The organism is Shewanella sp., assembly GCF_041630135.1.
Classification (GTDB): domain Bacteria; phylum Pseudomonadota; class Gammaproteobacteria; order Enterobacterales; family Shewanellaceae; genus Shewanella.
In genome coordinates this window covers 1-24,689 of the sequence record NZ_JBFKLW010000038.1, presented here as the reverse complement: position 1 = coordinate 24,689, position 24,689 = coordinate 1, and the positions used below count along the sequence as shown (strand labels likewise).

At 51.6% G+C, this 24,689-nt stretch carries 24 protein-coding genes and 2 tRNA genes; 17 read left to right on the top strand and 9 right to left on the bottom strand.

The annotated features are described in order from the left end of the window. The first annotated feature begins 6 nt into the window (after nt 1–6). Both ABYK60_RS11560 and ABYK60_RS11555 read left to right on the top strand, forming a co-directional pair. Nucleotides 7–288 (top strand): hypothetical protein, encoded by a 282-nt coding sequence (locus ABYK60_RS11560; protein ID WP_372872176.1) that lies wholly within the window; start codon nt 7–9, stop codon nt 286–288. A 144-nt stretch (nt 289–432) separates the two neighbouring features. Beyond that, nucleotides 433–627 (top strand): PspC domain-containing protein, encoded by a 195-nt coding sequence (locus ABYK60_RS11555; RefSeq protein WP_372872175.1) that lies wholly within the window; start codon nt 433–435, stop codon nt 625–627. 85 nt (nt 628–712) lie between these two features. Here the strand turns inward: ABYK60_RS11555 and ABYK60_RS11550 are convergent, their stop codons facing one another. Beyond that, nucleotides 713–1,453: an enoyl-CoA hydratase-related protein gene (locus ABYK60_RS11550; protein ID WP_372872174.1), complete on the bottom strand. Its 741-nt coding sequence runs from the start codon at nt 1,451–1,453 to the stop codon at nt 713–715. Nucleotides 1,454–1,481: 28 nt separating this feature from the next. Between ABYK60_RS11550 and ABYK60_RS11545 the strand changes: the two genes are divergently transcribed. The 3 genes from ABYK60_RS11545 to ABYK60_RS11535 are packed head-to-tail and all read left to right on the top strand — an operon-like array spanning nt 1,482 to nt 3,687. Next, nucleotides 1,482–1,958 (top strand): copper chaperone PCu(A)C, encoded by a 477-nt coding sequence (locus ABYK60_RS11545; RefSeq protein ID WP_372872188.1) that lies wholly within the window; start codon nt 1,482–1,484, stop codon nt 1,956–1,958. 14 nt (nt 1,959–1,972) lie between these two features. After that, a complete protein-coding gene (locus ABYK60_RS11540) occupies nt 1,973–2,944 on the top strand; it encodes a DUF2333 family protein (RefSeq protein ID WP_372872173.1) in 972 nt (323 codons plus the stop codon). 2 nt (nt 2,945–2,946) lie between these two features. Beyond that, nucleotides 2,947–3,687 carry a TIGR04219 family outer membrane beta-barrel protein gene (locus tag ABYK60_RS11535; protein WP_372872172.1) on the top strand — a complete coding sequence of 247 codons (741 nt, stop codon included), beginning with the start codon at nt 2,947–2,949 and terminating at the stop codon, nt 3,685–3,687. Between the two features lie 64 nt (nt 3,688–3,751). Here ABYK60_RS11535 and tolC read toward each other — a convergent pair whose 3' ends face one another. Then, nucleotides 3,752–5,050 (bottom strand): outer membrane channel protein TolC, encoded by a 1,299-nt coding sequence (gene tolC / locus ABYK60_RS11530; protein WP_372872171.1) that lies wholly within the window; start codon nt 5,048–5,050, stop codon nt 3,752–3,754. 239 nt (nt 5,051–5,289) lie between these two features. Here tolC and nudF point away from each other — a divergent pair, with 239 nt between their 5' ends. Genes nudF through parC form a run of 7 tightly spaced genes read left to right on the top strand, consistent with a single transcriptional unit; the run spans nt 5,290 to nt 13,167 of the window. Further along, on the top strand, nt 5,290–5,898 hold the full coding sequence (gene nudF, locus ABYK60_RS11525) for an ADP-ribose diphosphatase (protein ID WP_372872170.1): 609 nt from the start codon (nt 5,290–5,292) through the stop codon (nt 5,896–5,898). Beyond that, on the top strand, nt 5,895–6,329 hold the full coding sequence (locus ABYK60_RS11520) for a DUF1249 domain-containing protein (protein WP_372872187.1): 435 nt from the start codon (nt 5,895–5,897) through the stop codon (nt 6,327–6,329). The genes nudF and ABYK60_RS11520 overlap by 4 nt, the downstream gene beginning before the upstream one ends. Nucleotides 6,330–6,345: 16 nt before the next feature. Then, nucleotides 6,346–7,185 (top strand): 3',5'-cyclic-AMP phosphodiesterase, encoded by an 840-nt coding sequence (cpdA, locus tag ABYK60_RS11515; RefSeq protein ID WP_372872169.1) that lies wholly within the window; start codon nt 6,346–6,348, stop codon nt 7,183–7,185. Between the two features lie 26 nt (nt 7,186–7,211). Beyond that, nucleotides 7,212–7,787 carry a YqiA/YcfP family alpha/beta fold hydrolase gene (locus tag ABYK60_RS11510; RefSeq protein WP_372872168.1) on the top strand — a complete coding sequence of 192 codons (576 nt, stop codon included), beginning with the start codon at nt 7,212–7,214 and terminating at the stop codon, nt 7,785–7,787. 55 nt (nt 7,788–7,842) lie between these two features. Next, a complete protein-coding gene (gene parE, locus ABYK60_RS11505) occupies nt 7,843–9,729 on the top strand; it encodes a DNA topoisomerase IV subunit B (protein WP_372872167.1) in 1,887 nt (628 codons plus the stop codon). A 40-nt stretch (nt 9,730–9,769) separates the two neighbouring features. Continuing rightward, nucleotides 9,770–10,900: a sorbosone dehydrogenase family protein gene (locus ABYK60_RS11500; RefSeq protein WP_372872166.1), complete on the top strand. Its 1,131-nt coding sequence runs from the start codon at nt 9,770–9,772 to the stop codon at nt 10,898–10,900. After that, nucleotides 10,897–13,167: a DNA topoisomerase IV subunit A gene (gene parC / locus ABYK60_RS11495; RefSeq protein ID WP_372872165.1), complete on the top strand. Its 2,271-nt coding sequence runs from the start codon at nt 10,897–10,899 to the stop codon at nt 13,165–13,167. The genes ABYK60_RS11500 and parC overlap by 4 nt, the downstream gene beginning before the upstream one ends. A gap of 102 nt (nt 13,168–13,269) precedes the next feature. Here parC and ABYK60_RS11490 read toward each other — a convergent pair whose 3' ends face one another. After that, complete coding sequence (locus tag ABYK60_RS11490; protein WP_372872164.1) at nt 13,270–13,461, bottom strand: (2Fe-2S)-binding protein; 192 nt, start codon at nt 13,459–13,461, stop codon at nt 13,270–13,272. 270 nt (nt 13,462–13,731) lie between these two features. Between ABYK60_RS11490 and ABYK60_RS11485 the strand changes: the two genes are divergently transcribed. Continuing rightward, entirely contained in the window at nt 13,732–15,312 is a 1,581-nt protein-coding gene (locus ABYK60_RS11485; RefSeq protein WP_372872163.1) for a methyl-accepting chemotaxis protein, read from the top strand. 60 nt (nt 15,313–15,372) lie between these two features. On the opposite strand, the gene ABYK60_RS11480 is transcribed toward ABYK60_RS11485, so the two are convergent. Next, nucleotides 15,373–16,299: a D-2-hydroxyacid dehydrogenase gene (locus tag ABYK60_RS11480; RefSeq protein WP_372872162.1), complete on the bottom strand. Its 927-nt coding sequence runs from the start codon at nt 16,297–16,299 to the stop codon at nt 15,373–15,375. A gap of 54 nt (nt 16,300–16,353) precedes the next feature. Here ABYK60_RS11480 and ABYK60_RS11475 point away from each other — a divergent pair, with 54 nt between their 5' ends. Further along, on the top strand, nt 16,354–16,686 hold the full coding sequence (locus ABYK60_RS11475) for a DUF3392 domain-containing protein (RefSeq protein ID WP_372872161.1): 333 nt from the start codon (nt 16,354–16,356) through the stop codon (nt 16,684–16,686). A 2-nt stretch (nt 16,687–16,688) separates the two neighbouring features. Here the strand turns inward: ABYK60_RS11475 and ABYK60_RS11470 are convergent, their stop codons facing one another. The 5 genes from ABYK60_RS11470 to rsgA all read right to left on the bottom strand — a co-directional run bounded on the left by ABYK60_RS11470 (nt 16,689) and on the right by rsgA (nt 23,548). Then, on the bottom strand, nt 16,689–17,411 hold the full coding sequence (locus ABYK60_RS11470) for a glycerophosphodiester phosphodiesterase (RefSeq protein WP_372872160.1): 723 nt from the start codon (nt 17,409–17,411) through the stop codon (nt 16,689–16,691). Between the two features lie 25 nt (nt 17,412–17,436). Beyond that, on the bottom strand, nt 17,437–20,643 hold the full coding sequence (locus tag ABYK60_RS11465; protein ID WP_372872159.1) for a mechanosensitive ion channel domain-containing protein: 3,207 nt from the start codon (nt 20,641–20,643) through the stop codon (nt 17,437–17,439). A 71-nt stretch (nt 20,644–20,714) separates the two neighbouring features. Beyond that, nucleotides 20,715–21,593, bottom strand: a complete 879-nt coding sequence (locus ABYK60_RS11460) for a DMT family transporter (RefSeq protein ID WP_372872158.1) — start codon at nt 21,591–21,593, stop codon at nt 20,715–20,717. Beyond that, complete coding sequence (asd, locus tag ABYK60_RS11455) at nt 21,593–22,456, bottom strand: archaetidylserine decarboxylase (protein WP_372872157.1); 864 nt, start codon at nt 22,454–22,456, stop codon at nt 21,593–21,595. Before asd ends, ABYK60_RS11460 begins: the two co-directional genes overlap by 1 nt. Nucleotides 22,457–22,492: 36 nt before the next feature. Further along, nucleotides 22,493–23,548, bottom strand: coding sequence for a small ribosomal subunit biogenesis GTPase RsgA (rsgA, locus tag ABYK60_RS11450; protein WP_372872156.1), 1,056 nt, complete (start codon nt 23,546–23,548; stop codon nt 22,493–22,495). Nucleotides 23,549–23,658: 110 nt separating this feature from the next. On the opposite strand from rsgA, the gene orn reads away from it, so the two are divergent. From orn to ABYK60_RS11435, 3 genes are all read left to right on the top strand, one after another. After that, on the top strand, nt 23,659–24,204 hold the full coding sequence (gene orn / locus ABYK60_RS11445; protein ID WP_372872155.1) for an oligoribonuclease: 546 nt from the start codon (nt 23,659–23,661) through the stop codon (nt 24,202–24,204). Between the two features lie 179 nt (nt 24,205–24,383). Continuing rightward, nucleotides 24,384–24,459, top strand: a tRNA-Gly gene (locus tag ABYK60_RS11440). A gap of 106 nt (nt 24,460–24,565) precedes the next feature. Continuing rightward, nucleotides 24,566–24,641, top strand: a tRNA-Gly gene (locus ABYK60_RS11435). Nucleotides 24,642–24,689 lie beyond the last annotated feature (48 nt).

Genomic DNA, 24,689 nt, shown 5'->3' with positions numbered 1-24,689 from the left:
AACACCATGTTTAAGCAAACTTTGAAATCTACTTTAGCGGTTCTGGCACTGACTTCTTCATTGGGCATGGCCAGCGCACAGGCAAACGAAGCTCTGACCACCGATCTTTTGCGCACTGTCGAGCAAAACATGGTGAGCCAGACCAAGGAAATGTTGCAAAACGTTGCGCTGGATTTGCAGCTGGAATTGAAAGCTGAACTGACCAAGAGCTGGGTGGCCATCACGGAAGAGCAGGTCGTTGCCGATGAGCCTGTTAAAGCTGAGGCACTGGTCGCCTCCAAGGAGTAATCCATGTGGCTGACGGTCGGACTCTCGTTGAAAACGGCACTGGTGCTGTTGTTACCTGTAGCAGCCTTTGTGGTCTGTGCCGGGTTCACTTGCCTGATGCGCTGGCACAGGTTTTGATAAGAATAAATTTGAGGAATAGCAAATATGAGCAGTATTGAAATGCGCCTTAAAAATCCCCGCCGTATGGTGTGTGGCGTAGCCGCAGCGATGGCCGATAAGTTTGACTGGTCTTGCATGTGGACCCGGGTGGCGTGGATGGTATTTACCTTGCTGAATCCTGCTATGACGCTGCTGGTTTATTTTGCGCTGGCACTGCTGATGGAAAAGTGGGATGCATGATGGGGCAGGTGTTTGGATGATGTAGCCAGCCCCTTGCTGAGCGCTCCTGTGGGGGAGTTTTCAGCCAGGGGTTGGGGCACTTGCGTTATGCCTTGCGAAGAAATGCCTGAAATCTGGCCTTGGCTTCGTCGCTTTTAAGCCTTTCGCCAAAGGCTTCCAGTTCAAGGTGCATCTGGTGTTGAACCCGGTGTTTATGGGGGCGCATCAGCTGTCTTGTTTGCTGTAGTGCTTGCGGTGGCTGAGCCGCAAGACGTTTAGCCTTGTCCATTGCTGTCTGCAACAGGGTTTCGGACTGTACGATGCCATTGATCAGTCGCAGTTCAGCGGCAGTAGCGGCATCGAAGGGATCGCCAAGCAGCAGCAGTTCGGCCGCTTTTTGATAACCAACCAATTCTGGTAGCAAGATGCTGGCACCAGCCTCCGGAACCAGCGCCAGATTGACAAAGGGCAGTTGAAACTTGGCACTGTTGTCGGCGTACACCAGATCGCAATGGAGCAGCAGCGTGGTGCCAATACCAACGGCACTGCCGCTGACAGCTGCCACCATGGGTTTCTTCAGTTCGAGCAGACAAAACAGAAAGCGAACAGCCGGGTGATTTGGCCCTAAGTCACTATTTTGTAAAAAGTCTGCAACATCGTTGCCCGCAGTGAAACAATTGGCTTCCCCGCTCAACAGGAAGGCGCGAATCTCATTGTCGCTCTCGCCTTGCGTAAGGTATTCTGTGAGCTGCCGGTACATGTCGAGGTCGAGCGCATTACGTTTATCCGGGCGATTAAAACTGAGGTGGCGTACGCCCTCTACGTCCTTGACCAGTATCTTACTCATGGGGTTTCCTCTGCTGATTTGGCATGACATGGAGTGTATGACATTGAAACCAATATTCAAACATCTGTTTAATCTCGTTCTGCTTTGTGTGTTCTCTACGTCGGCACTTGCAGAAATTGTAGTAAAAGACGGATTTGTAAGGGCAATGCCCCCGGTATCGCCTAATACCGCGGCTTACTTCACGCTGATAAATCATGGCGACGCTAATGAGCTGATTTCCGTCAGTACCCCCGTTGCCCGTGAAGCACAGCTGCACACTTTGGTCACTGAAAATGATGTAGTTAAGATGCGTCAGGTGAACGGTTTCCCCGTGGAAGCCCATGGGATGCTGATGCTGGGCGAGCGGGGCGATCATATAATGCTGCTTGGGCTGCACGCTCCCCTTGTTGAAGGCGAAATGGTGGCATTTGAGTTGACCTTCAAGTCCGGTGAAATTGTCAAAATATCATTGCCTGTAAGCAAGGTATCCGTCGCTGCAGACGATCATCATCACCATCATCATTAACGGAGTAAACGAAGATGCAAGTGACATGGAAAAAGATTGCAGCGGTAGCTGCCGTAGTTACAGTACTTATGTATGGGGTAAGTGTGTGGTGGAGCATTGAGCCGGATGTGCTTGAGCCAGAGGTATTGAATACTGAAAGCGGCCAGATGGTGGTGGGGTATGCAACCACCTCATCACTTATCAACACTCTGGACTCCTTGCTGAACAAGCCCGGAGGCTGGCTTTCTAACGATACTACCCCTCCATCTATTTTAATGGACAACATGCCAGCGTTTGAATTCGGTGCGTTGGAGCAGGCTCGGGATCTGGCACTTATCATGCGCAAGGAATTCAGCCGTTCCCAGTCACAGTCCACCGCCGACAATGATTTGCTGGAGGCGCACTCCAAGCTCAATATTGACCACACTTCCTGGTTAGTGCCAAGTGCTGAAAGCGAGTACAGCGATGCCATTAAGTTGCTGAAGCTTTACCGTGCCCGGATCTCAGACAGCAGTAATCGTGATGCCCAGTTCTATGCCCGGGCTGATAACCTTAATGAGTGGCTCAAAGAGGTACAGAAACGCCTTGGCAGCATGTCGCAGCGTTTGTCTGCCAGTGTAGGGCAGGAGCGCCTGAATACTGATTTGGCTGGAGATACTTCTGCCCGACAGTCTACGCCCAATCTTGCTGCTCATCAGGTGAAAACCAGCTGGTGGGAGATCGATGATGTATTCTACGAGAGCCGCGGTTCCTGTTGGGCTTTGCTCAACTTTATGAAGGCCGTCGAGGTGGACTTTGCCGACGTGCTTAAGAAGAAAAATGCCGAAGTCAGCCTTAAGCAAATCATTCGTGAGCTGGAATCGACCCAGCAATCGGTATGGAGTCCGCTGGTGCTTAATGGCACGGGCTTTGGTTATGTGGCTAACCATTCATTGGTGATGGCCAATTATGTTTCCCGCGCCAATGCGGCGCTTATTGATTTAACCAATTTGCTTTCACAGGGTTAATTATGCAGAAATCGTTTCTCACAGTTGCGTTGCTTACCGCCATGTCGGTCTCTTCTGCCAACGCAGCCACAGTACTGGGGTTTAAAGCAGGTGCTGATTATTGGCATGCAGATGCCGCGGGTAATCTGCCGGCTGATGGTGGAAGTCTTCAAAGCTTTGAATATGACTCTTCCGCACACACCAGCCTTTGGTTCGCGGTTGAGCATCCTGTCCCGCTGTTGCCAAATTTGCTGATCCGCGAAAATCGGATGCAAGAGCACGGTGCCAAATCAGATGCAGACTTTTCGTTTGGTGGTATTGGCTTTACCGGTGATGTTAATAGCATCATGGATCTGAGTAATACCGATTTTGTGCTTTATTACGAGCTGTTGGATAACGATATAGTGTCTTTGGATGTAGGTGGTGCTTACAAAAAGATGCATGGCTCATTCAGGGTTGGTAATGGCAATGGATTGTCACATCAAAAAGATTTTGATGGCGCGGTGATTATGGGTTACGCGAGTGCAGTTGTTGGTATGCCTGGCCTTGGCTTATATGGTTTTGCTGATTTGATGGCTGGCGTTAACGAAAGTCAGGTATATGATTACAGCGTCGGACTGGGCTGGGAATTCGATGGTATGGCGTTGGACACCCGAGTCCGCGCGGGTTATCGAGAGTTTAATTTTGATGTGAGAAGTTTCGACGGCATCACAACAGACAGTCACTTCAAAGGTTATTTTGCCGGTGTTGAACTGCTGTTCTGACAGTAAAATATGATAATAAAAAACCGCCCGAATAGGCGGTTTTTTATTGCTTAAGCACAGAGAGTTACTGTGCTGCCTTCAGGCCATTGTTGATGGCAATGATATCATCTTCTGTCAGAGTGCCTGCGGCTTGTTTCAAAGCCATTACTGAGCTGATATAGCTGTAACGTGCATCCGACAGTTTACGCTTGGAATCGTACAGATCACGGGTACGATTCAGTACGTCAACGATTGTACGGGTACCCACTTCAAAGCCTGCCTGGGTCGCATTCAGTGCACTTTCTGAGGATACGACAGACTGTTCATATGCGCGGATAGAGCTGATGGATGCACCCACATTGTTGAAGTTATTGCGCACATCTTTTACAACCCGTCGATGAGTTTGTTCCAGTCTCTCACTTGCTTCAACATACTTGTACTGAGCCTGCTCAACCTTTGATGACACGCGGAAACCTTCAAAAATGGGTACGCTCAGAGTCAGGCCTATGGAACTGTTATCAAAGTCGGGCCCCGGATTCTGCTCGAAACCCTTGGTATATCCAGCGCTCAAGCTCAATGAAGGATAATGGCCGGCTTTGTACAGGCTGATGGTTTCTTCTGCAATATCTTTCCCGATACGCTGGCTCATCAGGTCAGTACTGTTGGTTTCAGCCATCTTAATCCATTCATTGGGCATGGAAGGTGCCGGACTGGCTGCACTGAAACGGTCGGTGTCGAGCACATTAATGGACTTGTGGTCGATGCCGGTGATTTCGCGCAGCGCTTCATAGCTGTTTGACAGGGTGTTTTCCGCCAGAATTTCTGTGGCCGATGCCAGGTCATACTGTGCCTGAGCCTCGTGAACGTCGGTGATGGCTGTCAGACCCACGGCAAAACGCTGCTTGGTTTGCTCCAGCTGACGTTCGATAGCGCGTTTTTCGGCGCCCTGGAATTCGAAGTTGTCCTTGGCTTTGAGCACGTCAAAGTAAGCTTTTGTTACGCGTGTAATGAGTGTTTGCAAGGTAGAGGCGTAGGCCGCGTCAGCCTGGGCTGCCGCTTTTTCGGCCAGAGACAGACCTACCCAGGCACTGTGGTCGTATATTACCTGATTCAGTTTAACGCCGCCGGTGAAACCATCGCTATTGTTGGATGGGTCGTTCCATGCCTTGTTGTAGCCTACGTTGGCACTGATAGTCGGCAGCAGGGGAGCGCGGTTTTCTTCGATTTGGGCATAAAGTGCATTACGTTGAGCCTGTGCCTGAAGAACCAGCGGATCATTGGTTAATGCTTGCTGATAGATTTGCAACAGGTCGTCGGCACTGGCACTGGATGTACCTGCCGCTAAAACCACGGCGGCGCACAGAGAACTAAGCTTGAATTTCATTGGCTGTCCTTATAGAGACAATGGCCCCGAGGGCGGGGTTTCAATTGGATTAAAAATCAAATGCCCTTAATCCGGGCGGTTCGCGCTTCCCGACGCTTCCCGAAACAGCTAAAACTTAATGCTTGAAATACTAAAAAATCAACCATTTTTGAGTCAAACCAGAAGTGTAACAGATTTTAATTTAAATCTTTGTGTAAAACCCCTGATAATAAGTGAAAGATGTATTGAAGGAGCACGGGATGTTTAACAGACTGTTTAGCCGAAAAGACATTGAATTGCTCGATTCTCGCCCGCTGTACCAGGGCTTTTTCCGGATGGTGCAGTATCGGTTTCGGCACAGGCTGTTCGCTGGCGGTTGGAGTGAAGAAGTCACCCGCGAAGTCTTTGAGCGGGGGCATGCCGTGGTGGTACTGCCTTACGATCCTGTTACCGACAATGTAGTGCTGATTGAGCAAGTGCGTTTTCCGGCGCTGGAGACTACAAAATGCCCATGGCTACTGGAACTGGTGGCGGGCATGATTGAAGAAGGCGAATCAGCAGAAGAGGTAGCTTGTCGAGAACTGATGGAAGAAGCGGGGCTCGAAGCTAAACGCCTTATCCCAACCGGCAGTTATCTGTCCAGTCCCGGCGGTTGCAGTGAACGCTTTTATGCGTTTTTGGCCGAAGTAGATGCGAGCAACGCTGCGGGACTGCATGGTCTGGCTCATGAACATGAAGATATTCGGGTGCTGGTGATGCCACGGGTTCAGGCCTATGCCATGGTCGAGTCCGGTGAAATTGACAATGCTTCTACGGTTATCGGGCTGCAGTGGCTTGAACTCAATTACACCAAGTACCGCAGGGGATAACATTGAATAGTGTAAAGCCCAGATATCAACCTGACCTCAATGGGTTTCTTGCCCTTTGTGGTCGCAATTACGCCTTGCTGCTGCGCTGGCTACCGGAGGCACTCGCCCTTGATGCGCCGGTCAGCGTTTGCGGCAAGCATGGGCTGCTGAAGATTACCCTTTTGGAAAACACCCGTTACACCCAATTGGTCGAAATTTCCCGTCCGTTGGGGAAAACTCCGCTTATCGAAGATCCTAAGGTATTGGTTCGGATTTATCATGATGCTAAATTAGCAGAAGTGTTAACTGGTCAGCAGATTTCCCTCCTCAGTGCAGTGTATGATTACCCCAATTTACGAATGTACCAAAGTGATGAAAAGTACCAGGTTAATGCATTCCTGGAAGAATTATTGAAGATTGGCTGTCGTAATCAGATGACAGTTCAGTCTTAGAAATTGGGTCGACATAGTGCTGAAAGAGGCTGTTGAATATAACTTAACAGAGGGGGAAACTGCGCGCCTGGTGCAGATCACCGACCCGCATCTGTTTGCCAGCCATGAGGGGCAACTTCTGGGTGTTAATACCGCCCATAGTCTCTCGGCTGTGCTCAATACCCTCAACGCGACCCATTACCCCGCCCATCTGATGCTGGCCACCGGCGACATCAGTCAGGATTATACCCCCGAGTCTTACCGCAACTTTGTCGATGCCATCGGCTTTCTGGGCTTGCCATGTCATTATTTGCCCGGTAATCACGACGACCCGCGGGTAATGCATCTGCATATGCAAGGCCCCAGGGTATTTGGTCAGCAGCGTATCTTTGTTGGTAACTGGCAGATTCTGATGCTCGACAGCACTGTGCGCGACAAGCCAGGCGGCCACATGGGGGAAGAGCAGTTTGCACTGATTGACGAGGCCATTGCAGCCGAGCCTGAGCGTCACACCTTGTTGGTGATGCATCACAACCCGATTCCGGTCGACTGTGTCTGGCTGGATCAGCACTGCATGGATAATGGTGCCGCTTTCCTTGAGCGGGTGTCGCAATACCCTCAGGTGAAAGGTGTGCTTTGGGGCCATGTGCATCAGGCGCTGGATGAATTCTACCCCCGTGACAATGCGCCACTGCCGCTGATGGCCACCCCGTCCACCTGTATTCAGTTCAAGCCCAAATCCCCTTATTTTGCCCTGGACCATCTGCAGCCCGGCTATCGTTTGCTGGAGCTTTTGCACGATGGTAGCATTCATACCCATGTTTATCGGGTGCCGGGCAACCTGTTCGCCCCCGACCATAACTCCAGCGGTTACTGAGGGCTCAGGCCGCAGCGTGAGGAACTATGCTGCTCTATATACATGGATTCAACAGCTCCCCCCTGTCTGAAAAAGGCGTGCTGACAGCTAATTTTCTTGCCCGTCAGTATCCGGATGTGCGTCTGGTGCAGCCGCAATTGCCATCTGATATTGATGCCGCCGTCAGGCTGCTTGCTGATTTGACCGGGGAAGCCCGCGAGCGTGGAGAGGTGTTGAGATACATTGGCTCATCCCTGGGTGGTTTTTATGCCACCTGGTTGGCGGAGACTTTCGGGGGCAAGGCTGTGCTGATCAACCCAGCAGTGTCGCCCTATGATTTGTTTGAAGAGTTTCTCGGTCCGCAGCACAACCCTTATACCGACGAGCACTACCAGGTACTGCCTGAACATAGGGAAGCATTGAAAAGCTATGATGTCGAAGCCATAGCCAATCCCGACCGCTTTTTTGTATTATTACAAACCGGTGACGAAGTGCTGGACTACCGTTTGGCGCTGGACAAATACCATTGTTGCCGGATGCTGATTGAACCCGGCGGAGACCACAGTTTTGTGGGTTTTGAGCGGCAGTTGCCGGATATCGCCGCATTTTTAGAGTTACCTTGACAAACCGAACCGCAGGGCCGCACCATGGCCTGAATAACGAAAAATAACGTGCGCCATGACCAACCAATACAATTCTGATGCGATTGAAGTGCTGAATGGCCTTGAGCCTGTGAAGCGCCGCCCCGGTATGTATACCGACACCACCCGTCCCAACCATTTGGGCCAGGAAGTTATCGATAACAGTGTGGACGAAGCACTGGCAGGCCACGCGAGTCGCATCGATGTCATTCTGCACACAGACAACTCACTTGAGGTCATAGACGATGGCCGCGGAATGCCAGTGGATGTGCATCCGGAGGAAGGCATTTCCGGGGTTGAGCTGATCCTCACCAAGCTCCATGCGGGCGGTAAATTCTCCAATAAAAACTACCAGTTTTCAGGTGGTCTCCACGGGGTGGGGATCTCGGTAGTAAACGCGCTTTCCAAGCGGGTTGAAATTACCGTGCGCCGTGATGCTCAGGTCTATGAAATGGCCTTTGAGCATGGGGAAAAGGTTGAGGATCTTCGTGTTACTGGCAGCTGTGGTCGCCGTAACACAGGTACCAGTGTTCATTTCTGGCCCGATGCCAGTTATTTTGATTCCCCCAATTTCTCCATCACCAAGCTTGTGCATCTGCTTAAAGCCAAGGCGGTGCTCTGCCCCGGGCTTAGAATTAAATTCTCCAACAAGCAAACCGGCGAAGTGCAGGAATGGTACTTTGAAGCCGGGTTGACCGATTACCTCAAGAGCACCGTGGGTGGCGTGACCATGTTGCCGCCAGAGCCTTTTGTTGGCAGTTTTTCTGGCAATAATGAAGCCGCTGACTGGGCCATCACCTGGCTGCCGGAAGGCGGTGAATATCTGGCTGAGAGTTACGTTAACCTGATCCCCACACCGCTTGGCGGCACCCATGTAAATGGCTTTCGTCAGGGCTTGCTGGAGTCCATGCGTGAGTTTTGTGAATTCCGCAATCTGATCCCCCGCGGCCTCAAGCTGAGTCCGGAGGATATCTGGGATAAAACGGCCTTCATTTTGTCTATTAAGATGCAGGACCCGCAATTTGCCGGCCAGACCAAGGAAAAGCTCTCCAGCCGTCAGAGTGCGGCATTTGTCTCCGGCATAGTGCGTGATGCGTTTTCGCTGTACCTGAACTCCCACACCGATCTCGCCGAAGCGCTGGCCGAAATGTGTATTGCCAATGCGCAAAAGCGTATGAGGGCAGCCAAGAAGGTGGCCCGTAAAAAGGTGACTTCAGGCCCGGCGCTGCCTGGCAAGCTGACCGATTGCAGTGGCCAGGATCCCATGACATCAGAGCTGTTTTTGGTGGAGGGTGACTCGGCGGGCGGTAGCGCCAAACAGGCACGGGATCGTGAGTTCCAGGCCATCATGCCGCTGCGGGGTAAGATTTTGAATACCTGGGAGGTGGAAGCCTCACAGGTGCTGGCATCGCAGGAAGTGCACGATATTTCGGTTGCTATCGGCTGCGACCCTGACAGCGACGATATTTCCGAGCTGCGCTACGGCAAGATTTGTATCCTCGCCGATGCGGACTCAGACGGACTGCACATTGCCACATTGCTGTGTGCATTGTTCCTCAAGCACTATAGGGTGTTGGTGGAGCGTGGTCATGTGTATATCGCCATGCCACCGTTGTTCCGTATCGATATCGGCAAAGAGGTGTATTACGCCCTTGATGAGCCGGAAAAGCAGGGCGTGCTCGACCGTCTGGCGGCCGAAGGCAAGAAGGGCAAGCCACAGGTGACCCGATTCAAAGGTCTGGGTGAGATGAACCCGCTGCAACTGCGGGAAACCACCATGGATCCCAACACCCGCCGTTTGGTGCAGCTGACCATTGATGATGCCGACGATACCGTGGCCTTGATGGACATGCTGCTGGCGAAGAAGCGCTCCGGCGATAGAAAGACCTGGCTTGAAACCAAAGGCGATTTGGCTGTCATCTGAGAACATCCATGCCCATGATAACGATAACAGGCAAAAAAGAATGTTGAGTAACACGAACCTTGGCCGCCTTTTGGTTGCGGGGATCACTTGGCTGTCGCTGCCGGCTTTGGCCGAGCAGTCGATAACTATTACCGTAACCAAGGGATTCGGCATTGAGCTGTACGCCTCGGATCTCGACGACGCCAAGCAATTGGCTGTGGGGGCCAACGGCACCCTGTTCGTCGGTTCAGCCAAAGGTGGCACCATTACCGCACTGGTAGATGCCAATAACGATGGTCGGGTAGATCGTCGTTATGTAGTCGGCAAAGGGCTGGAAAACCCGGAGGCTATCGCGTTTCACAACGGCGATTTATACGTGGCGCTGGAGGAAAAAATCCTGCGTTACGAAGATATCGAGCAGCGCCTGCGCCGCCCGGGTCGCCCCAGAGAGGTGTACGGCAAGCTACCCGCCGACACCAAAAAGAGCGACCGCGCCATGTCATTTGGGCCGGATGGTCGCCTGTATATCGCCATTGGTGCGCCCTGTAATGTGTGCGAGGCAGAGGCTCCGTTCGGGTCAATACTCGCCATCGATGTACGCACAGGTGCCAGCGAGCAAATAGCCACCGGTGTTCGCAGTGTCCGTGGTTTTGACTGGTCCCCGAAAGACGGCAAAATGTGGTTTGCCGACATAGGCCGCGACTGGATGGGCGACAACCTGCCACCGGATGAGATAAATCGGGTCGACACCAAGGGCGTGCATTATGGTTTTCCCTATGTACATGCCACCAGTGTGATGGAACCGGCTTACGAAAAGCCGGAAAATCTTAAAGTCACAGCGCCTGTATTTGAGCTGCCCGCCCATGTTTCGCCCATGGGGTTGCTGTTTTATCGCGGTGAGCAGTTTCCGGCTGAATACCATAATCAGCTGCTGGTGGCCGAAAATGGCTCCTGGAATCGCTCCAGTAAAATTGGGTATCAGATAGTGGTGCTCAGTATCGACAAGGGGGAAGTGGTAAGCCGCGAAACCCTGATTAGTTTTCTCGATGGCGAGTTTCCTGTGGCCCGGCCCTATGCCATGGCGATGGGAACCGACGGTTCGCTGTTTATCTCAGATGATTTGAAAGGCAATGTTTATCGGTTCTTCTTCAAGCACGAAGAAGAGGCGGCGACACAGGAAGAACAACCATGAGTGACGCCATAGACTTAAGCCTGGATGGCGTGGAGCAGATGCCGCTGAGGCGCTTCACCGAAGAGGCTTATCTCAATTATTCCATGTACGTGATCATGGACCGGGCCTTGCCACATATCGGCGACGGTCTCAAACCGGTTCAGCGCCGTATTGTGTATGCCATGAGTGAACTGGGGCTGAGTGCCCAGTCCAAACATAAAAAATCCGCCCGTACCGTAGGTGACGTGCTGGGTAAGTATCATCCCCATGGCGACAGCGCCTGCTACGAAGCTATGGTGTTGATGGCGCAGCCGTTCTCTTACCGTTACCCGCTGGTCGATGGCCAGGGTAACTGGGGTGCGCCGGACGATCCCAAGTCCTTCGCTGCCATGCGTTACACCGAAGCCAGATTGTCGCGCTTCAGCGAAGTGCTGCTATCTGAACTGGGGCAGGGCACTGTGGATTGGGGCGTTAACTTTGACGGCACCATGAAAGAACCCAAGGTGTTGCCGGCCCGTCTGCCGCACATTTTGCTGAATGGGGTGACAGGTATTGCCGTGGGTATGGCAACCGACATTCCGCCGCACAACGCCCGCGAGCTTGCCAGCGCCTGTATCGAACTGTTGGATAATCCCAAAACCGAACTGCCACGGCTGATGGAACTGGTTCCCGGCCCGGATTATCCCACCGAGGCGGAGATCATCACCCCCACAGATGAGATTGCCCGTATTTATGAGTCCGGCCGCGGCTCTATCAAGATGCGTGCTGTTTACGCCATGGAAAATGGTGAAGTGGTAATCTCGGCGCTGCCGCATCAGGCCAGCTCCAGCAAAATTCTTGAGCAAATTGCCGCCCAGATGCAGGCGAAAAAGCTGCCGATGGTATCGGATCTGCGTGACGAATCTGACCATGAAAACCCGGTTCGTCTGGTGTTGGTGCCACGCTCCAATCGGGTCGATGTTGAGCAGTTGATGGCTCATCTCTTCGCCACCACCGAGCTTGAAAAGAGCTACCGGGTAAACCTGAACGTACTCGGGCTCGATGGCCGTCCCAAGGTCAAAGGTCTGAAGGATATGCTCAGCGAGTGGTTGGAATTCAGAACCGAAACGGTTCGCCGCCGCCTGCAATTCCGCCTCGACAAGGTGCTGGCTCGCCTGCACATCCTCGAAGCCTTGATGGTCGCCTTCCTCAACATTGATGAAGTGATTGAAATCATTCGCTTCCATGATGAGCCAAAGGCCGAGCTGATGGCCCGTTTCGACCTCAGTGACCGCCAGGCAGAAGCCATCCTCGAGCTGAAACTGCGCCATCTGGCCAAGCTCGAAGAAATAAAAATCAAGGCCGAGCAGAATGAACTCGAAGCCGAGCGCGATAAACTTGAACAGATCCTGGGGTCTGAGCGTCGTCTCAAGACCCTGATTAAGAAAGAACTGGAGCAGGATGCCCAGACCTATGGTGACGATCGCCGTTCGCCACTGGTGCAGCGTCAGGAGTCCCGAGCGCTCACTGAGCAGGAGCTGATGCCGACTGAGCCCGTTACCGTGGTGTTGTCTGAAAAAGGTTGGGTGCGCTGCGCCAAAGGCCATGACATAGACGCCGAAGGTCTGTCCTATAAGGCCGGTGACGGCTTCCTGTGCGCCGCGCCGGGCAGAAGCAACCAGCAGAGCGTGTTTATCGACAGCTCCGGCCGGGCGTTTGCCACTGACACCCATACCTTGCCGTCGGCCCGAAGCCAGGGTGAACCTATTACGACTCGCTTCAATCTTGCGCCCGGCGAGACGATGGAGCACTTATTGCTGGGTGAAGATCAGCAGCACTATTTGCTTGCCAGTGATGCCGGTTACGGTTTTATTTGCAGTTTCGCTGACATGGTGTCGCGCAATAAAGCAGGTAAGGCGCTGTTAAGTTTGCCATCCGGAGCCAAGGTATTGCCTCCAAGACGGGTGGATAAAGAGGTTAACCCATCGATTTTGGCCATCACCAATGAAGGCCGTATGTTGGTATTTGGCCTGGATGCCTTGCCACAGCTTGCCAAAGGAAAGGGCAATAAGATTATTGGCATTCCGTCTGAGCGAGCCAAACTGCGGGAAGAGCTGCTCACTCATTTACAGCTGGTGCCGGCCGATTCGCCGGTTACCCTGTGGGCCGGTAAGCGCAAGCTCACGTTGAAGAGTGCCGACCTCGAGCACTACCGCGGTGAGCGTGGCAGGCGTGGCGCCAAGTTACCCCGTGGCTTGCAGCGGGTTGACCGGGTTGAGTTGGGCGAAGGGGATACCCCGGTGCTCTAGTCGAAAGAAAAAATTTAAAAGCGCTGCACCGGCAGCGCTTTTTTATTGCCGCCAGCGGGATTGGCCGTCAGTGAAACTGAATAGAATTCTGTGGTGGTTAGCTTAAGCTACTTCGTAGAAATTGGGTTCTTTATCCAACTGCCGTTCAATTACTTCCAGCGTCGTTTGAATGCACTTGCCACATTGGCTGCCCACGCCCAAACGCTTTTTCACCGCCGCGAGGGTGACATCTCCCTGATGCACAGCTTGTTGAATTTGGGTATCGGTAACTGCGTAACACACACAAACGTACATGATGAGTCCTGCATATTAATTGAACACGCCAATTATAAATAAAAACAGTTCTCATCATCAATAACGCTTTCTTATATAGATGAGCGAATTCAAGCTTGTCGGTTATCTCTGCAGTTAGAAGTCAAAGTTATTTGCAAACAATGTAATATACAATGGCGCGTTGTTACTGAAATGTTATGCTTATTACTAATGCTTATAGGTACTATTTATGGTGGAAACACTGCCAAAGATTAGGTGTTGATGCGATAAAACTCCGAGGAATACTAAGGTATGCGTAAAAATTTGCCAATCACTCAAAAAGAGAATGATTATCCCGATGACTGGATACTGCTCTCAACCACTGACACCAAAAGCATCATTAAGTATGCCAACCCTGCGTTTTGTAAAGTTGCTGGATATCAGCTCACTGAAATGGAAGGGCAGCCCCACAACATGGTGCGCCATCCGGACATGCCGCCAGCAGCCTTTGAAAATCTTTGGAGCACCATAAAAAAAGGAACCCCCTGGAAAGGATTGGTTAAAAACCGCTGCGCCAATGGCGATCATTATTGGGTTGACGCTTTTGTCACTCCCATCAGTGAAAATGGACAAATCAAGGAGTATCAGTCTGTTCGAACAAAACCTACCCGTGAATCAGTTCGCCGAGCTGAGTCAGCCTACAAAGAACTGAACGAAAAGGGGAGTGTGTCCCAGCTCAAGATGAAGACCACCATGACTCAAAAGCTGGGGGTGGTGGCCGTTTTTGCACTGTTACCAGGTTTGTATCTGGCGATTGACAGTGGCGCTGCTGGGATTGTTGCCTGGATTCTCAGTGCCGCGATCTTATTTGGCGGAGGCCTGATGTGTTTACGCCGCTATCATGAATTGGTCAAGAAGGCTCATGGTATTTATAACAATCCACTGATGACTTACCTTTATACAGGTCATTCCGATTGTGTGGCTCAAATTGATCTTGCTCTGCAGATGCAGGCGTCCGAACTTAGAGCTGTGCTGGGCAGAACGCTGGACTCCAGTGAGCAAAGTAAAAGCAGTGCCCATAGTTCGGCGGCGAAAGGGGAAGATGTACAAGGCAATAGTGCTGCTTTGCAACACGAAATGGATCAGGTGGCGACGGCCATTCAGCAAATGACAGCAACCTTGCAGGATATGGCGTCGAATTGTGCCGATGCTGCCAATGCGTCGCAGCGTGCCAGTGATGAGTCTGTGGCTGGCGACACCATAGTTACCAATACGATCAAATCTATTGAATCCATGTCCTCCCAATTGGTGAATACTTCGCAGGTTATTGCTGAACTGGAAGCTCAAAGCAAGAGCATAGGTACAGTACTGGATGTAATTAAGAGTATTGCCGAGCAAACCAACCTGCTGGCCCTGAATGCGGCCATTGAGGCAGCAAGGGCTGGAGAACAGGGCAGAGGGTTTGCAGTGGTGGCTGATGAAGTTCGTGCGCTGGCCAAGCGGACTCATGATTCTACCACCGAGATACAAAATATGATTAGCCTGTTACAGCAAGGTACCGGCAAGGCTGTCGCTTCGATGCATCAGGGTGTGGACATGGCACAATCCTGTGTTGAACAATCGGACAAGGCTGGGGAGGCTCTGCGCAGTATTCGCGCGGCGGTAGCCTCTATTACGGATATGACCCATCATATCGCCAGTGCCGTTGAGGAACAGTCCAGCGTTTCAAATGAAGTCAGTCGCAATATTGTTAACGCATCCCAGTTGGCAACGTCGAGTAGTCAGCTGGGCCAGGAAATGGTGAAGTTGAATCAGGGGCTTGTTGTCAAAATTGGTTCTCAGGAGGCTTTAGTGAAACAGTTTTTACAGCGTAGTTTCAGAGCTAAAGCATAAGTGAATCATAGAGGATCACAGAAAGGCGCTAAACAGCGCCTTTCTGTTTTTAAGTGAGTTTCAGTAACCGCGCTCAAAATTCACTCTGTGGGATAAAGCTTCGCCTATCAAAAACTTATGATAATTACTGGTAAAAATTTCAGCGACCTGTTCAGGGAAACTCGGTGCCGCAATGTGGGGGGTAATGATTACATTGTCCAGCCCCCAGACAGGATGTTCTTCCGGCAAGGGCTCCTGATTGAATACATCGAGCACTGCTTGTTGGCCCGGTTGTTTGGCCATTTGAATGGCCAAAGCATCCAAGTCCAGCACATCACCACGCCCCAGATTAAACAGTACCGCATCTTCTTTCATCAAAGACAGGATGTCTTTATTGAGCACTCCGCGGGTTTGTTCCGTTGAGGGTAAAATGCTGGCAATGGCATCTGCCCGTTGGATCAATTCCGGCAGTGCATTCAGGGTGGTAATCTCATCAAAGCCTGGGGTAGGTTTGGCGCTTCGATTAATACCAGTGACGCGCATGCCAAAGTGTTTGGCCGTTTGGGCTATGTGCTTGGCAATGGATCCGGTACCCAGCAGTAAAAGCTCAGAGCCTTGCAGGGTTTTGTAGCTGCCCGGCAGCCAAACTTTTTGTTGCTGCTGGTTTTTGTAAAGCTGATGGTCACGCTGGCGTGCCAACAGATAGCCAAATAGGTATTCACTCATCAGCGGGCCAAAAATCCCCCTTACATTGGTGAGCTGGTAGTCACGTCTTTGTTTTGGCTTTACCAACAAATCTACACCGGCAAAGGTTGACTGCATCCAACGCAAACGATCCGCATGGCCCAGCAGTGGCGCCGCCAGCCCCGGCTCTGCGAGCCAGATATCGGCGCGGCGTATGCCGGACGGATTGTCATTGAGTAATTCGAGATCGGGAAGATGACAACAAGCCAATAAGGATCGGTAACGATCATTTTCGCGGGTGAGCAGCAGTAGCTTGTGTTTCAAGGTCTGTACCCCTTATTCTTATTGTTATTGAATAATCATAACTATTTTCATTAAATGAACACAATCAAAGGCCTGATACAGGATCTTGCAGCACTTATTTATCCTTGGATATCCGATATTGCTACTGCAATGCTGGTTTGTATCCTCATTGTTTTGGCGCCGGATCTCAACCGTGTTGTTAAACGCATGATTGGAGCAAAGAATTTTCTGGTGCGAACCCTTATTTTTATCCTGATCAACGCCTTTGGATTTGGGTTGCTCATTGTCTGGGCAAGCCCCCACTTGGCCGCAACCCTTAGCAGCCTGTCACCGGTTTGGCTGATGGCTGTGTTGTCCATTAGCTTTATTTTTATTGGTGTTTGGGCTGAACGCCAGCGACAGGCCTGAAATCATTCGAACCAGTGGCGATAATCGCGCCCGGAAGGCTTGGATATTGCTTCGATGGCCCGATCAGGAAAGTTTGAAAAAGCACCATCTACTCCCATTTCCCTGAGGGCCTGTAAATCGTCGCTATCATCCACAGTGTATACATAGACTTTGACACCTCTTCGATGGGCATCATCAACGATGGCCTGGTCGATAAAGCTCACGTCCAGGTGTAGTGAATAGGCATTGAGAAGGCTGGCTATTTCGGCCCCATCTAACGGCAAAGAGCCCAGCAGCGGCGCTACTCGAGCTTCGGGAACCTGTGCTTTGAATGCAGCCAGCATCGGGTGGTGGAAGGACGAAATAATCAGCTGCCCGGCGTTAAAGCCCAGTTCAGTCAGTATGCGTGGATAGAGTAACGCCAGGGGCTCGGCTGTACCTATACCCTTGAGTTCAATATTGACAATGCAGCGGCCTCGAACCAATTCCAGCACTTGCCACAGGGTTGGGATGGGCTCGCCCTGTACCTTAACCTTCTCAAGGTTTGCCAGGGTTTGTCGGTGGATAAGCCCTTTACCGTTACTTTTGCCTGCCAGATGGCGGTCATGAAACACCATCAATTCCCCTTCGACACAATGCACATCCAATTCAATGGCCTCTGCGCCGAGGCTTAATGCCATTTCCATGGCTTTGAGAGTATTTTCCGGGGCGTAACCACTGGCACCGCGGTGAGCAAAGATCAGCATAAAAGCTCCTGAAGCATCATGGGGATCAGCGCAGCTGCAGCTGCGACTCTCGACCCGGCACATTGGTAGTTTGGTTAATGGTTATTTCCATCTGTGGGAACGCCAGTTCAAGGTTGTTTTCCTTGAGTTTAGCGCTGATCCGTTTGTGCAGATCGTGTCTCAGTGGCCAGCGCGCCCCCATATCTTTGGCATAGGCGCGTACTTCGTAGTCCTGAGTATGTTGGCCAAAACCGGCAAACCAGACTTCTGGCTCCGGGGTATGCAGCGCGTGCTGACACTCCTTAATAGCCTGATACAGACTGGCTTCCACCTTGGCAGGATCTGAGTCCCTCGCCACAGCTACCTTGATAATGACACGGGTGATGGGATCAGACAGCGACCAGTTGATTAACTGCTCGGTAATAAAGGCCTTGTTGGGCACGATAATTTCTTTGCGATCCCAATCGATAATGGTGGTGGCGCGGATCTGGATCTTGCTTACGGTACCGGTCAGCTCGCGGATAGTGACGGTATCACCAATGCGTACCGGCTTTTCAAACAGAATGATAAGACCCGATATAAAGTTGGCAAAAATTTCCTGCAATCCAAAGCCGAGGCCCACCGACAGTGCTGCGATAAGCCACTGCAGCTTGGACCATTCCATTCCCAGAGTTGAAAAGCCCACCAGGGTGCCCACCATCACCACCAGATAGCGGCTCACCGTGGTAATGGCAAAGCCGGTGCCCGGCGTTAAGTCGAGCCGCTGTAACAGTACCAATTCCAGAAGACCCGGTAGGTTGGTGGCAATCATCAGTGAAAACACCATGATAAGAATGCCAAACAGAACAGACTTCAGGGTTACCGGTACCAGCTGTTCGCTGCCGTCAATCAGGGCTGTGCTGTTCCATAAATTGATGCCATCAAGGAAAGAGAACATGGCGGAGTGGGTTTGCGTCCACAGACCAATCAAGCTGGCAAGGAAAGCCAGCAAAAGCAGTGAGCGCACCAACCCCAGCGACTGACTGGAGATGGTTTCCAAATCGACTTTGGGCTCTTCGTACACGTCCTGGCTGTCCGAGGCTACTGTTTCGCCCCGCTCACGCTGGGCCAGTTTCTCGGCTCGCTTTGCTTTGGCGCGATCGAAGGCAATACGGCGTCTTTCTATCAACATCCAGCGTTTAATTAGCTGGTACAGCAGCAAAAAGCCCAGCGCCAACAGCAATGACAGCTGTAACTGCAGCAATAATTGGAACGCTGTGAAATAAAAACCACGCCAGGCGAGGAGGGTGCTGAGCAAAGGTGTCAGTAACAGTACCATCCATAACAGTCGTTGCAGCAGACGGCGGTTTTTTCCTGGAGTCTGCAGCTCTGCCCGATATTTGCGGGTGAAACTCAGGATATCGCGGTAAAACCAGAAGAGTTGTAAACACAATATAATGAAGGCGCCACGTCCCAGGCTGTTGCGCACCAGCGACAGATCGAGGTTCTCGGTAAAACTTACCACTGCCACCAAGGGGATTGTCAGTACAATCAAAGATCTCAGGCGTTGTTTCGCATGCTCTATGACTTCCTTGGGGCGGCGGAAGTGACCAATTAGTACACCTTTATCAACCGAGAGTAAAAGCATTACCCGGTATACAAGATAGACGCAGCCCGTCACCAGCAGGCCACTACCCACGGCTTGAACCAGGTTGTACTGGCTAAGCATAAATAGCGCGCCAGCAAGGATCACCGGGGCTGGACGCAGTAGCGCATAGCTCAAGGTCGCCAATAAGGTTTCGAACGTATAGATAAAGTCATCCTGGGTTACGTTTCCTACCGGCGTAAGAAAACGGCCGAGAGCGCGTGTAAAGCGGGGTTTAACTATGTCCTGTACCACCAGGCAAACCACCAGCAAAATCAGCCACCAGGACCAGTAGTCGCTTTGTTCATCCAGTGCCAAAGACAATTGATGCCAGGGAGCTTGCTGTACCAGCCAGATAAGGCTGCGATGCAGATCTGTCACCCACAGTTTGCCAATGGGAGCGGCATTGGGTACCCAAAACAGATGTTCGCTGAGGGTATTTTTCAAGGTGTGATATTGGGCTGTCAGGTTATTTTGGCTGACCTTGAGTTTAGCCAATTCGCTCAGTAACTGTTCGAAGCCCTGTAATAGTTGTTGTATCAACTTACTTTCAGCTTGCAGCAGCTGGTACTGGACATCGGTGAACTGCTCTTTTTGTTCCAGGCGTTCCTGATTGTGCGCTAAATCCTGTTCCAGCTGATATCGGGCCAGTCGGGTGTCAGCTATTTGATTTTGAAGAGTTTCCTGATTCGGCGGCTTTGGCAGGTTTTGCAGCATTTGCAGGAAGCGCTCGCCAAAGGCAGAGTTGGTTTTTACCCAGGTTATCTGCTCCTGAACATTGGTTATTTGCTGCGACTGAGCCTGTGAGCGTTTTTCGGCGGCTTCCTGTTTGTCCACAACGTTATCAATCTGCAGCGTGAGGTTTTGCAGTTTTTGTCCCAGCAACTCGTTGTTTGCTTTCAATTGGCGAGTAAGCGGGTCATCGGTGATGGCAGTGGGTAACAGATTGTCGGCGAGAGTGGCATCGGTAATAGCCTGACGCTCATTACTTATTGCCCGGTTAAGTTTTTCAATAAAACGCTCTTGTTGAACCAGTTGAGCCCGGATCAGCTTGAGACGCAGTTGCAGTAACTCAATTCTTTTTTGACTGGAAGTTTGTTCCGCTTCCAGCGTCGTCAGATTTTGCTCGTAATATTGCCGCTGGGTTAGTTGTAGTAACCCCATGGACGAATCCGGTGCTGAAAGTGGTGCTTTTTGATGCTGTATTAATGCCTGCCGGGCCGAAGATACGGCTGCGGGTAACTGATTATGTCTTTGCAACAGACTGTTTTGCTGTTGGATCAGTTGGCTTTCAGCCTCCTTCAATTCAGAAAGACGCAGGTAGGCAGATGACGCCTGTTGATTCAGGTCTTGTCGCCGGGCCAGTTGCAGCTCAGCCTGCGCATTGGCAAGGGCTTTATTGAGGGTGGCTTTTTCGGTGTCGAAGTTTAGCAGTTGATCCTGATACTCCATCGCCATTTGCGACAGGGTTTCGATGCTGCTCAGCAGATCCTGGGTTTGTTGTGCCGGAGTCGCTTGCACCTGAGTTTCGGTTGGCGTAAACCCAAGGCGCTTATCCAACTGAAGGGGAGAGTTGGCTTGGCAAATAAAAGAAGAAAAAACAAGCGCTATCAGCAGAATACGTAACATGGCACCGGGCTTGGGAAAATGGGAATAACCCGACAATGTTACCAAAGCCCACGGGAATTGGTATGTCTGTCTCAGGCCTTTTTTTGCCGCTGTGATCTGTGGCTCTGAGTGGTTTCAAATACCGCGGTGGCCACCACCAGTAAGCCGCCAATCAGGGTGCTGGAGCTTGGAGATTCCCCCAGCAGCAACAGCGCCAACACAGTGCCGTAAAAGGGCTGCAGGCAGGAAACCAGCCCCACGGTTTTGGCGCTCAGATGCCTTAAGGCTGAGGTGAACAGCGCATGGGGCATCGCGGTAAATACTACCCCAAGCAGCAACAACAGCTGCCAGACGCTGGCATCCAGTTCGGTGGGATTAGATTCAACAAAGCTGCCCAAAAACACCGCTGCTACCGCAGTTTGGTAAAACATGGCCTGGGGGCCTGAGTATTGGGCAAAGTAGCGTTTATGCAGCAGATTACGGGCGGTAAACAGCGCCGCCGACAGTATACCAATCAAAATGCCCAGGGTGACATCGTTGCCAAGGCTTGCCTCGGGAATCAGCAGCGCCACCCCAGTCAGAACCGCGATACCACAAATTATGTCCTGCAGTTGCAGCCGGGTACCGTTAACCATAGGCTCAACCAGTACTGTCATCACCGGGTAGGTGAAAAAGGCTATCATGCCAATGGCGACCGATGACATTTGCATGGAGGCGAAGTAGGTGACCCAGTGCAGGCTGACGATAACGCCAAGTATCAGGGCTATACCGTAATCGGCAAGATGCCGCAGACGAATCGGTTGATGACTGAGTTTAACAATCAGCGCCAGCACCAGGGCGGCGATGGCGCAGCGAAAGACTGTGATATCAAGGGCTCCGAGCGGGATCAGCTTGGAAAACAGCGCGGTACCGCCAAACAGCAGTACCGCTACATGCAATTCCAACAGGCCCGAGGGCGCACCTTTTGACATCAGTCTTCCAGTTTGGCGAAGGGCTGCCCCATGCGGGTAACGGCTTTAGGCTCTACGCCATCTGCAAATTCATCAATCGCGTCTTTGGCAAACAGCATCACCACTGTGCTGCCAAGCTTGAAGCGGCCCATTTCGGCGCCTTTCTCCAGCGTGAGAGCCTCTGGGCCTTCAGTAGGGTAGACCCAGGTAAAGACTTTCTTGCCGGTAGGGGGGGTCACAGTACCGGCCCATACGGTTTCGATGCTGGCAACTATGGTCGCGCCAACCAATACCATGGCGAGTGGGCCTTTTTCGGTTTCGAAAATGGCCACGACACGCTCATTGCGGGCAAACAGACCTGGCACGTTACGGGCAGTCAGCGGGTTCACTGAAAACAGCTCGCCTGGCACATAGGTCATCTTCGACAGTGTGCCCTTGATGGGCATGTGGATGCGGTGATAGTCCTTGGGAGCCAAGTAGATAGTGGCAAAGTCACCGCCTTCAAAGCGGGCGGCATCGTCAGCCTGGCCGCCAAGCAATGCCAGCGCTGAGTAATGGTGTCCCTTGGCCTGGAAGATTCGACCATCTTCAATTGGGCCAAGCTGGCTTACCGCGCCATCCACCGGGTGCACCATGATGTCGTTGTCGGCAGTCACCGGGCGTAAACCGGGCTTGAGTTCTCGGGTGAAGAAGTCGTTGAAGGTCTTGTAGGCCTCGGGTTCTGACTGCAGAGCTTCATTCATATTGATGCCATACTGCTTAATGAACCACTTGATAAAGGCAGTGGTGGCCGGGCCGGCTTCGGCGGCGGCAAATTTGCCCACGATGCGGGAAATCAAATGCTTTGGCATTATGTATTGCAGGGCTATCTTCAATTTATCCACTTATATATATCCTTGCGCTTTCAATGTGTTGCCGAATCATTCGTCGCTGTGCCTGAAGTGGCGCGCATGTCGCTGTTCATCGAGGCTGGCGATGATCCTGTGATAGTTATTGAATCTGTCCTGATGGATCTTTCCGTCTTCCAGTGCTTCGCGGATGCTGCAACCCGGATCGTCCAGATGCTTGCAGTCCCGAAATTTACAGGTGCCCAGATAGTCGCGGAATTCGACAAAGCACCAGCTGACACGATCGGCCGGCAGGTGCCACAGGGCAAATTCACGCACGCCGGGGGAATCTATCAGATCGCCGCCGCTTGGCAAGTGCAGCAAGCGGGCTGTGGTGGTGGTGTGCTGGCCAAGTCCCGAGGTTTCGGAGACATCACCGGTCAGCAATTCAGCATCCGGCAACAGGGCGTTAATCATTGAAGATTTACCCACGCCGGATTGGCCGACAAACACGCTTATCTTATCTTTCAAGAGGCTTTGTAAGGTGGTAATGCCTTCTTTGGATTTGCTGCTTACCTGATATACGGGGTAACCCAGTGACTCGTAGCGTTTCAGTGCCTGCTCGATGTTGTTGCGGCTCTCTTCGTCCAGCAAGTCCATCTTATTGAGGATAATCACCGGGGTGATGCCTGTGTCTTCGCAGGCCACTAAATAACGGTCAATGATTTGCGTGGTGAAGGCGGGCACCACCGAGGTAACAATCAGAATTTGGTCGATATTGGCGGCAATGATCTTGACCCCATCGTAGAGGTCAGGGCGGGTCAAAGATGAAGTGCGCGGATGAACGGCTTCTACAACGCCACCGATGGCGCTGCCATCATCCTGCGCCTGACGTACTATGACGTTGTCGCCGGTTACCAGGCTTTGCACGGTCCGACGGATATTACAACGGATAATTTCACCGGTAGTGACTTCCACATCGGCATGCTGGCCAAAACGGGATATCACAATGCCAGGTTCTTCTGCCCCAAGTGAACTATCCTGTAATTCAGGCAGTTGTTTTTCTGGCTTGCCGCCCTTTAGCCTTTTTTCATGATTGGCTCGCATGCGGCGCAGTTGGCCATGACTGAGTGGTTTCTTTTTACTCACAGGGCTATCTTCGTCAATAATCTGATGTGGTTAGGGATAAAAAGCAGTATGATACACGGTCTTTGACAAAAAAGCCTGAAAATACGGCATTGGAACCAAAAGGCAGGTATATGGCTGCAGATGCAAATAATCTTATCTGGATTGATCTTGAGATGACCGGGCTTGAGCCTGAGGTCGACAGGATCCTGGAAATCGCGACTCTGGTTACCGATCAGGAGCTGAATGTCCTGGCTCAGGGGCCGGTACTCGCCATTCACCAGAGTGATGAGGTTTTGGCGGCCATGGATGATTGGAACCAGAAGCACCACGGTGAGTCGGGCCTGATTGAACGGGTAAGAACCAGCACTCACACAGAGGCCGATGCCATTGCCCAAACCATCGAATTTCTTTCTCATCATGTGCCCAAAGGCGCGTCCCCTATGTGTGGTAACAGCATTGGCCAGGATCGCCGATTTCTGAACAAATACATGCGCGAACTTGAGGATTTTTTCCACTACCGCAACATTGATGTCAGCACTGTCAAAGAGTTGGTAAAGCGCTGGGATCCGGAAGTGATGAAGGGTTTCAAGAAGCAGGGTACCCATCAGGCACTGCTTGATATTCAGGAATCAATCGCTGAGCTTAAGTTCTATCGCGAAAAAGTATTTAAAATTTGAGCAAACGATAGATAAATCTACTGCTGGGGCTTGCAGAGGTTGGAAATTTTCATATAATGCGGCCTCACCTTTGCAGTGGCTTGTTGCTGTAATGGTTAGCACAAGACGCGACAGTAACTCAGTTGCCGGTAAGAAAGGGCGATACCTTGAAACGGTAAGTGTGTGATGGAGCACGAGACGCGACATTAGCTCAGTTGGTAGAGCGATACCTTGCCAAGGTATAGGTCATCGGTTCGAACCCGATATGTCGCTCCAAATTCTCAGGCGTTTCGGCCTTAAAACGAAAATGCGACATTAGCTCAGTTGCCGGTAAGAAAGGACGATACCTTGAAATCGGTAAATGGGTCATGAAGCACGAGACGCGACATTAGCTCAGTTGGTAGAGCGATACCTTGCCAAGGTATAGGTCATCGGTTCGAACCCGATATGTCGCTCCAAATTTTCAGGCGTTTCGGCCTTAAAACGAAAATGCGACATTAGCTCAG